Origin of the sequence: Metasolibacillus meyeri (assembly GCF_003049505.1) — a bacterium.
In the GTDB taxonomy this organism is placed as follows: domain Bacteria; phylum Bacillota; class Bacilli; order Bacillales_A; family Planococcaceae; genus Metasolibacillus; species Metasolibacillus meyeri.
In genome coordinates this window covers 1-7950 of the sequence record NZ_PYWN01000189.1, presented here as the reverse complement: position 1 = coordinate 7950, position 7950 = coordinate 1, and the positions used below count along the sequence as shown (strand labels likewise).

11 protein-coding genes are annotated in these 7950 nt (G+C 36.7%); 7 read left to right on the top strand and 4 right to left on the bottom strand.

Annotation, left to right across the window (positions count from 1 at the left end):
* Positions 1 to 122: 122 nt before the first annotated feature.
* From C9J34_RS20405 to C9J34_RS20385, 5 genes are all read left to right on the top strand, one after another.
* Positions 123 to 425, top strand: a complete 303-nt coding sequence (locus tag C9J34_RS20405) for a hypothetical protein (protein ID WP_193769108.1) — start codon at positions 123 to 125, stop codon at positions 423 to 425.
* Complete coding sequence (locus C9J34_RS20400) at positions 422 to 799, top strand: hypothetical protein (protein WP_107842012.1); 378 nt, start codon at positions 422 to 424, stop codon at positions 797 to 799. The genes C9J34_RS20405 and C9J34_RS20400 overlap by 4 nt, the downstream gene beginning before the upstream one ends.
* A gap of 1 nt (position 800) precedes the next feature.
* Positions 801 to 1259 carry an NUDIX hydrolase gene (locus C9J34_RS20395; RefSeq protein ID WP_107842011.1) on the top strand — a complete coding sequence of 153 codons (459 nt, stop codon included), beginning with the start codon at positions 801 to 803 and terminating at the stop codon, positions 1257 to 1259.
* A 265-nt stretch (positions 1260 to 1524) separates the two neighbouring features.
* Positions 1525 to 2121: a PadR family transcriptional regulator gene (locus tag C9J34_RS20390; protein WP_107842010.1), complete on the top strand. Its 597-nt coding sequence runs from the start codon at positions 1525 to 1527 to the stop codon at positions 2119 to 2121.
* Positions 2066 to 2758 carry a hypothetical protein gene (locus C9J34_RS20385; RefSeq protein ID WP_193769107.1) on the top strand — a complete coding sequence of 231 codons (693 nt, stop codon included), beginning with the start codon at positions 2066 to 2068 and terminating at the stop codon, positions 2756 to 2758. Before C9J34_RS20390 ends, C9J34_RS20385 begins: the two co-directional genes overlap by 56 nt.
* A 706-nt stretch (positions 2759 to 3464) precedes the next feature.
* On the opposite strand, the gene C9J34_RS20375 is transcribed toward C9J34_RS20385, so the two are convergent.
* Together C9J34_RS20375 and C9J34_RS20370 are read right to left on the bottom strand one after the other, a co-directional pair.
* A complete protein-coding gene (locus C9J34_RS20375; protein WP_107842007.1) occupies positions 3465 to 4157 on the bottom strand; it encodes an AIM24 family protein in 693 nt (230 codons plus the stop codon).
* A gap of 59 nt (positions 4158 to 4216) precedes the next feature.
* Positions 4217 to 4855, bottom strand: coding sequence for a hypothetical protein (locus C9J34_RS20370; protein ID WP_107842006.1), 639 nt, complete (start codon positions 4853 to 4855; stop codon positions 4217 to 4219).
* Positions 4856 to 4985: 130 nt separating this feature from the next.
* On the opposite strand from C9J34_RS20370, the gene C9J34_RS20365 reads away from it, so the two are divergent.
* Together C9J34_RS20365 and C9J34_RS20360 are read left to right on the top strand one after the other, a co-directional pair.
* Positions 4986 to 5411 carry a MerR family transcriptional regulator gene (locus C9J34_RS20365; protein ID WP_107842005.1) on the top strand — a complete coding sequence of 142 codons (426 nt, stop codon included), beginning with the start codon at positions 4986 to 4988 and terminating at the stop codon, positions 5409 to 5411.
* Positions 5404 to 5775 carry a DUF4260 domain-containing protein gene (locus C9J34_RS20360; protein WP_193769109.1) on the top strand — a complete coding sequence of 124 codons (372 nt, stop codon included), beginning with the start codon at positions 5404 to 5406 and terminating at the stop codon, positions 5773 to 5775. The genes C9J34_RS20365 and C9J34_RS20360 overlap by 8 nt, the downstream gene beginning before the upstream one ends.
* Before the next feature lie 114 nt (positions 5776 to 5889).
* Here the strand turns inward: C9J34_RS20360 and C9J34_RS20355 are convergent, their stop codons facing one another.
* Positions 5890 to 6309, bottom strand: coding sequence for a universal stress protein (locus C9J34_RS20355; protein WP_107842003.1), 420 nt, complete (start codon positions 6307 to 6309; stop codon positions 5890 to 5892).
* A gap of 12 nt (positions 6310 to 6321) precedes the next feature.
* On the bottom strand, positions 6322 to 7740 hold the full coding sequence (locus C9J34_RS20350) for a SulP family inorganic anion transporter (protein ID WP_107842002.1): 1419 nt from the start codon (positions 7738 to 7740) through the stop codon (positions 6322 to 6324).
* Positions 7741 to 7950 lie beyond the last annotated feature (210 nt).

The window sequence follows — 7950 nt, the reverse complement described above, 5'->3', positions numbered from 1 at the left end:
TAAGTGGGGAATCAACAGCCTGTAAAAACCCGATTGGTGAAACTACCAATCAGTGAGGGATGAAGAAAACCCTCACTGATTGAAGGTTCACTTTATATTGCTTTCCGTTTGTCTATTTTTCTATGTATCAAGATTTTACGAACCAATCCATGCTAGGCTATGTGTTGATGATTGTTGTAACAATTGTCTTGGCAAGTATAGGAACAAGGCAGGGCTATATAAGCTGTGTAGTTTTAGGAAATATCGCTTCCATGATTGTATCGTGGGTTTTTATTAGCACAATGGCGGAAAATGAAAATTGGGGTGGCTATTTTAAGCCATTGTCGCCAAATGAAATGCTACTATTCGTTAGCTGTTTGAATATTGTTCCACAATTATTAACAATCCTATTTACTAATAAAAAAGGTCGGGAGGAAACACAATGAAAAAACTTATATTTTTGATGCTCGTAACGATTTTATTTTTAGTAGCCTGTCAGGAACAAACCGCGGTTGAGTTAACAAATGCACCGAAAAAAGTAGCAGAAGTGATACAGTCTGATTTAATTTTGCAAGGAGTATCAACAATAAAAGGGACATCCTATGTTATTTATCGCTCTACACAAAAAGTAGAAATGACGTATGTGGAAGATAATGACGAGCGAAAATTATATTTAGCAGAAACGAAGTCGGATTCAGATGAATTAAAAACATATATTTATAAAGTCCCTAAAATAAAATCAAAAGCAGAGGATACATACTTCATGGTATATGTTAATGACGAGATTGCGCCTTTTGATATGATGACGGGAATTAATTAAGATGGGATATATCAAGGAACTACGAAAAGTAGTAGGAAGCCGCCCGCTTATTATGGTTGGTGCTTGTGTGTTAATCATCAACGAACAAAATGAATTGTTGTTGCAACATCGCAAGGATAATGGTTGCTGGGGATTAATCGGTGGTTCAATGGAGCTTGGGGAATCATTAGAGCAAGTAGCATATCGAGAAATGTTCGAGGAAACAGGATTAAAAGCGCAACAGCTTACATTGTTTCATACTTATTCAGGTGAAGGCTTTTACTATCGATACCCTCATGGCGATGAAGTCCATCTAGTTGTTGCGGCATATGAGTGTAAAGATTTTAGCGGAGAATTAAAGCATGATGAGGAAGAGGCATTTGCAATAAGATTTTTTCCAATGGAGCACTTGCCATCTGGTATCAGCCCAGTAGACCAGCCCATTTTAGTAGATTATATGAAAAGAAATGAAATCTATTAAGGTTTCATTTCTTTTTGTTTTCTAGAAAAAACATGTAGAAGGATTGCCTTTATAGTAATATCAGCATCTAGTCAAATATATTAGCGCATCAATGTTAGTAATTTAGATGACCACTCATATTTCAAAATTCTAATCGTAAGGGAAAAAATTTTATCGGAGTGAATTTTTGATGATTAGTTGAAATTTAAACCATACAATGCTAATCTAATTATTATTAAACATGTTTCATATGAAATATGTTTAATAATTGGAAAGGAGAACTGAAATGTCCTTAAAACATACTATTTTAGGCTTTCTAAATATGAACGCTTTTACTGGATATAATTTATGGCAGATGTTCAATGGTTCAGTGAAAAATTATTGGTCAGCAACGCATACTCAAATCTACAGAACACTATCAGAATTGGAAAAAGGAAATATGGTAGAAGTAGAGCTTGTTCAACAAGAAAAACATCCAAATAAGAAAGTTTATCATCTTACTGAATCTGGAAAGAAAGAACTGCTAAAATGGTTACAGACACCTATTGATTTACCGCCTGTAAGAGATAAATTTTTAGTTCAATTTTCTTTTTCGGATATTTTGGCGCATGAAGATATTATTCATAATATAGAATCTTATATTGAGAAAATAGAAATGAAATTAGAAGATTTAAAATCAGATCAATATAAAGTTTATTTTCAATATGCTCATAGTCATAGAGAAAGATTCTTATGGGAAAAAACAATAGAGCATGGCATATGGAGTTATGAATCTGAATTGAAATGGCTTAAAGATTGTTTGAAAAGTTATAATGAGTTATTTGTCAATGAAAAAAGTGCTACTCGGAAGGGAGAAGGGAAGAAAAATGAAAGGGAAACTTAGTAATATTGCTATAATCTTTGGGGCACTGTTTATAGTTAATGCTATTTTAGGTAGATATATTGTTGTACCAGGATATCTAGAATCTTTAGAAATGAAAAGCAGTTCTGATATTACTTCCACTACAAATATCGAAGGCTGGAAGATTGCTCGATATTTATTATGGGCATACTCATTTAAATTTGGAATCTACTTCATAACAATTGGTGTACTTCTGAAAACGAAGATGAAAAATGGTACGCTTTCAATTTATAGTGCAGTAGGCTTTATATATATTTGTATAGCTTATCTTCCTATCCCAGGTCCTTCATGGGTGTTTGGAGTAGGTGGAGTAATTATGACAGTACTAATCATACTTCTTATTTGGCTATTATCAAAAGGTCGCGAAAGTAGATGGAAGAGTACAGAAATATCAGTAGACTATAAAATAGCTGGCTATTTTTTCTTTGCTATGGCTACATATAACCTGTGTGCTCTATTAGGAACAAGATGTTTTGCACTTGAACCAGAAAAAATGATTCAATATGGGCTACAAGAAGATGCAGCCTCATTTGCCATGCATATTTTAATTGAACTAGTTCTTGGATGGCTATTTATTTTTCTTAGCTATTTGTCAATATCAAAACAAGGGACAAAATAAATTTTATTGTATCCAAACGCAACCGGAAATTTATGATGAATTATATGAAAAAGGAATGAAATCTTCTAGAATTTCATTCCTCTTGGCTTATTTTTCCTGAGAATAAAAAGAAGACATTTCCTTTGTTTCTTCCCAGGCCTCAATTTTGGATGTATTCGAGGAAATTGCTGTAATTCTTCAGAATATAGTGAAATTGAAGAATCTACTTCCGATGCGACATCCTACAAATCTGGTGAGTAAATGTTACCTTTTGTCTCGATTGTCCAGCCACTTTCATTTAGCGCTTGCTCAATATCTTTCGAGTAAAATATCGTGCGTACATTCGATTCGCTGCTTGTTTTAAAGCTTTTAATAATGATACCACTGCGAAATGTGGGGGCTGCTCTGCAAGCTCCATACATTTAAACAAAGGTGTTGCCCTAAAGGCTTGATATGTGTTAACAATTTTACCAGCATTTCATAACTAGAAAAATACCAAATACAATGTAACAAAACGATATAATTAAATTATTTGGTTTGAAATATCACCTGTTCATTTAAAATATCGACGTTAAAGTCAATACGCAATTGTTGCCCTAAAGCATTTTTCGGAATCCCCAAAAAATCGATTAATTGTAAGCGATGTTCTTTTGAATTTTTTGTATAGGATAAGCTGATGTGGGCATAGCCATTGCGAGGAGTAGATTGTCTACGGCTACCTTCAGCATTAGCTCTGTGCCTGCATATACACTTCCTCATATGGCTGTACGATAACAAAGCCGTCACCCTCGAAGCGCATTTGGAACGATTCACCACTGCCGCGTCCAAGGAATGTTTTAAAGGAAATATCTGTTTGGAATTCAGGCTGTAAATTGCCTGACCATGCAACTGTGGCATTCGGATCTGTAATAACAGGTTTCCCAGGCGTGACGCGTAAAGTGAGTGGCTCATAATGCGTTGTAATAGCAATAAGCCCTGTCCCTTCGCAGCGAATATTAAATAAGCCGCCTGACATCATCCCAGCTACCTTCCTCATTAATTTAATTTCATGTTTAATTGTTGGCTCAAAAGCAAGCAAGTCATTGCCATTCACATAAATCGCTTCATTTTGTAAATGCAAAATAATAATTTTCTTGCCGCTGTCTGCTAAATAAAGCTTGCCTTTGCCTGTTGCCCTCATTAATGAAGCGCCTTCACCTGTAAAAGCCTTTTTAAACAATGTGCCAAGCCCTTGCTCTAAAATACCCTCACGTTCAAATTTAATTTGTCCATTATAGGCAATCATTGCGCCAACCTTCGCCCATACAAAATTATCTAAATTGACCTCTAACATACGCGGTGTTTCTAGTTCGAAAAAGCCTTCTCCACGATCTACCTGCTCTGTTTGCTTAATAAATTCTGAAATTGAATATTTGTTCATTATGCCTCATCCTCTCTTTTTTACTAATACGTGAAAATCATATTACGAGTTTCAAAAAATTATGATTTTTTAAATAAGTAGCTTGCGCAGTAGACAATATCAATAATAACAATAATTGCCCAAATGACGGAAAGTCGGTATAAAAGTTCACTTGGATAAGGGGAGTATTCATATTGACTTGCTTTTATCCAATCACTTATTGTCGAAAGATAGTGGCCCCATTGTGTAATTGATTCTGTACCAAGCATCCAGAAAATAACTTGTGCTATAAGAAAGACGACTACATGCATCGTGGTTGCCATCAAATCTTTGCGCTTTTTGTGGCGAGGGTTTTGCTCCTTTGCAATTGTTTGATGCTCTTTCACCGTTAGTAAATCGGCTCCGCGATAATTGCCAATTTTCACGCGCATCCATCTGTCTAATTTTTTAAAATCATTCAACCCGAAAGTAACAGCGTAAAGAACGAATATCGTAATAATTACTGTAAAGCTAGAAATTTCACCCGTATAGTTGTAAATAATCCAAGCAATTGCTGCTTCAAAAGCTGTCACTATGATAAATAATAAAATAAACAGATTGCTAGCTTTGCGCTTATTAAAGAAATATCTTGTAATACCAAATAACAGTAATGCGACAATGGAGATTATTTCGGCACCTATGAACAATTCCCATTGGTAGGACAGGAAAAATGCTTGCATGATTGATAGTCATCCTTTCAAAAATATGTCTTGCTTTACATATACGTAAAATGTTGCAACTAGTTTCAAAAATTTGCTTGACCTTGGAGTGTAATCCAATGATAGTGTTAAGGAGAAGGGGGGATTATTGATGTTGATTAAGCAATTTGCAGCGAAATATCATCTATCACAAGATACGCTTCGCTTTTATGAAAAAGAAGGCATGCTCAACCCACAACGATTAGAAAATGGCTATCGCTTTTATGATGAAACTTGCGAAAGGGCGGTGAAATTTATCCAAGTGATGAAAAATATCGGCTTTTCGTTACAGGAAATTAAGCAATTGCTCACTTTAGATGGACTACCGATGAGCGAGGAGTGCAATCAGGCTTCAAGCGCATTATTTGCGAATAAAATTAATGGAGTTGAACGGCAACTAGTATTTTTTTCAATGGCTTTAGAGATATTAAAGATGGCGCAAGGATTAGTGGAGAACGGGAAATACGAATCAAATAAAGGAGAAATTGATGCGGCGATTGAGGAAATATATCGGAAGTTAGGTGATGACTTTGCGTAGCTTGGTTAAATTGGAGTATGGAATCGGTTTTTTGGTACTATTCGCTATTTATATTTATCTTGATTTTTCGATACTATGGTTCTTTCTTTTACTGCTGGTGCCAGATATATGTATGATTGGCTATGTGGTGAATGCGAAAGTAGGTGCAATTATATACAATATAGGGCATAGCTTTATTGTACCATGTATTCTATTAGTGATGGCTTTGTTCGCCAATATCGCATTGCTGTTGCCAATTGTGTTCATTTGGCTAGCACATATTTTTATGGATCGGGCTTTAGGTTATGGCTTAAAACATGCGACAGGGTTTAAAGATACGCATTTGCAAAAATGGGCGTGTTCAGAAAATCAGAATGACTTTTGAATCACAAAAGATTCGCTTGACTTATTAAACATTAAAAGGGATGATTCGCCCAGTGAAAAGTGAAATTCGCTCAATTAAATTAAAAAATAGGGGCATGTCTGGCCCCCATTTTATTTACTTCACAATCAATGCAGGGCAGTTAACCCGCTTCATGACCTTATGGCTGACGCTGCCCAGTACCATTTCCTGCAAGCCATTTAAGCCACGGCTACCAATAATGACTAAGTCTACATGGTTGGTATTTACGTATTGAATAATTTCGGGTGCAGGTTCGCCTTTTAAAATCGTCACTTTATAAGAAATATTGTGCTCTTTTAATAGCTGTTCGACACTTGCGACTTTTCGGCGGCGCTCTAATAAAAGGCTGTCGGGTGAAGCGCTATGTAGTCGGTCAGCTCTTGCATTGTCAAAGCTTGCAACATAGACGATATCGACAACGGTATTTGATGAAAGCTTTGCCATTTTTACGGCTTCCTTTGCTGCACGTATCGCATTTTCTGAGCCGTCTGCTGCTAAAACGATATGCTGATACATATAAAATCCCCCTTATGAGTAACTCGTTAACTTTTGGTAAAGTGCCTGACTAGCAGGATTCATCCCAATAACGCTAACCGTTTTTCCATTTTCCTCTAGCTTGCTCACCACTTTGACAAGTGCACCAACACTGGATTCATCCCAAAGGTGGCTGCTTGTTAAATCAATTGTAATATGCGTTTCCTCTGCTTGTTCTAGCTTGTCGACAAAGGCTTTCGTTGACGCAAAAAACAGGGGACCTTCTACAATATAGACACCCGCATTTTGTGTGATATGCACCTTTGAAATTTTCCCAACAAAAAATAGTGCACTAATGATAATACCTGTCACAACGCCGATTGCTAGATTATCTGTATACAGTACAATGACAATCGTTATGAGCATGACGAAAACTTCGCTCTTTGGCGCACTAATTGTATATTTTAATGAACCCCAGTCAAATGCGGTTATTGCTACCATTACCATAATACCTGCAAGTACAGGCATTGGAATATCCACAACAATATCGCCAAGTACAACGATTAAAAACATTAAAAAGACACCCGCAACGAGTGTGGATAAACGCCCACGCCCACCAGATTTCACATTAATCATCGACTGTCCAATCATTGCGCAGCCAGCCATACCGCCGAAAAAGCCGTTAATAATATTGGCAATCCCTTGTCCGCGTGCCTCTTTATTTTTATTCGATTTTGTATCTGTCATATCATCTAAAATTTGCGCGGTTAATAACGACTCCAGCAAACCAACGACTGCCAGTGCTAATGAATACGGCAAAATAATTTGTAACGTTTCGAATGTTAGTGGAATATCAGGCAATAAAAATGTAGGCAAACTCGTTGGCACTGCACCCAAATCACCGACCGTTTTTAAATCAAGATGAAAAACAAGCGCTGTGGCTGTCAATAAGACAACAGCGATTAAAGGGGCTGGAATCATTTTGAAAAACTTCGGAATCAAATAAACAAGTCCGATTGTAATAAATAAAAATAAATAAGTCATGCTGTTACCGCCAATAAAATGGGGGAGCTGCGCCATAAATACTAAAATAGCTAAAGAATTCACGAAGCCAATCATCACCGCATTTGGGATAAAGCGCATTAACTTGGCAATCCCTAAAATGCCCAATAAAATTTGAATAATTCCTGTTAAAATGGTGGCGGCAAGTAAATATTGCAACCCATGATCTGCCACTAAATCAACGACGACGATGGCCATAGCTCCTGTCGCAGCTGAAATCATTGCAGGGCGCCCACCGACAAAGGCAATGACCGTCGCGATTGTAAATGAGGCATACAATCCTACCATTGGGTCGACCCCCGCCATAATCGAAAAGGCAATGGCTTCAGGTATAAGTGCCAACGCAACAACGATACCTGATAAGACATCAGCACGTATATTGCCAAGCCATTGCTGCTTTATTATTTGCATAGTGCAACTCCTTTCTCATCAATTACGCCTGCTCAGGCTTTCCAAAATAAATGAATACGTTTATCATCATAGCATTTTTTTTATGTAGATATAGATTTTTCTAGTAACGGTGAATTGGTTGAGCGAATTTACTTGCTTGTTGAGCGAAAACTGCGCTTGATATACTCCCATTAAAGTAGACAAGTCAAAACCGCTCACTTTAAACTAAAG

Bases quoted from the DNA above. Each gene is read 5' to 3' on its own strand.
- C9J34_RS20405 (WP_193769108.1), top strand. From the start codon at position 123: ATGTATCAAGATTTTACGAACCAATCCATGCTAGGCTATGTGTTGATG.
- C9J34_RS20400 (WP_107842012.1), top strand. From the start codon at position 422: ATGAAAAAACTTATATTTTTGATGCTCGTAACGATTTTATTTTTAGTA.
- C9J34_RS20395 (WP_107842011.1), top strand. From the start codon at position 801: ATGGGATATATCAAGGAACTACGAAAAGTAGTAGGAAGCCGCCCGCTT.
- C9J34_RS20390 (WP_107842010.1), top strand. From the start codon at position 1,525: ATGTCCTTAAAACATACTATTTTAGGCTTTCTAAATATGAACGCTTTT.
- C9J34_RS20385 (WP_193769107.1), top strand. From the start codon at position 2,066: ATGAAAAAAGTGCTACTCGGAAGGGAGAAGGGAAGAAAAATGAAAGGG.
- C9J34_RS20375 (WP_107842007.1), bottom strand. From the start codon at position 4,157: ATGAACAAATATTCAATTTCAGAATTTATTAAGCAAACAGAGCAGGTA.
- C9J34_RS20370 (WP_107842006.1), bottom strand. From the start codon at position 4,855: ATGCAAGCATTTTTCCTGTCCTACCAATGGGAATTGTTCATAGGTGCC.
- C9J34_RS20365 (WP_107842005.1), top strand. From the start codon at position 4,986: ATGTTGATTAAGCAATTTGCAGCGAAATATCATCTATCACAAGATACG.
- C9J34_RS20355 (WP_107842003.1), bottom strand. From the start codon at position 6,309: ATGTATCAGCATATCGTTTTAGCAGCAGACGGCTCAGAAAATGCGATA.
- C9J34_RS20350 (WP_107842002.1), bottom strand. From the start codon at position 7,740: ATGCAAATAATAAAGCAGCAATGGCTTGGCAATATACGTGCTGATGTC.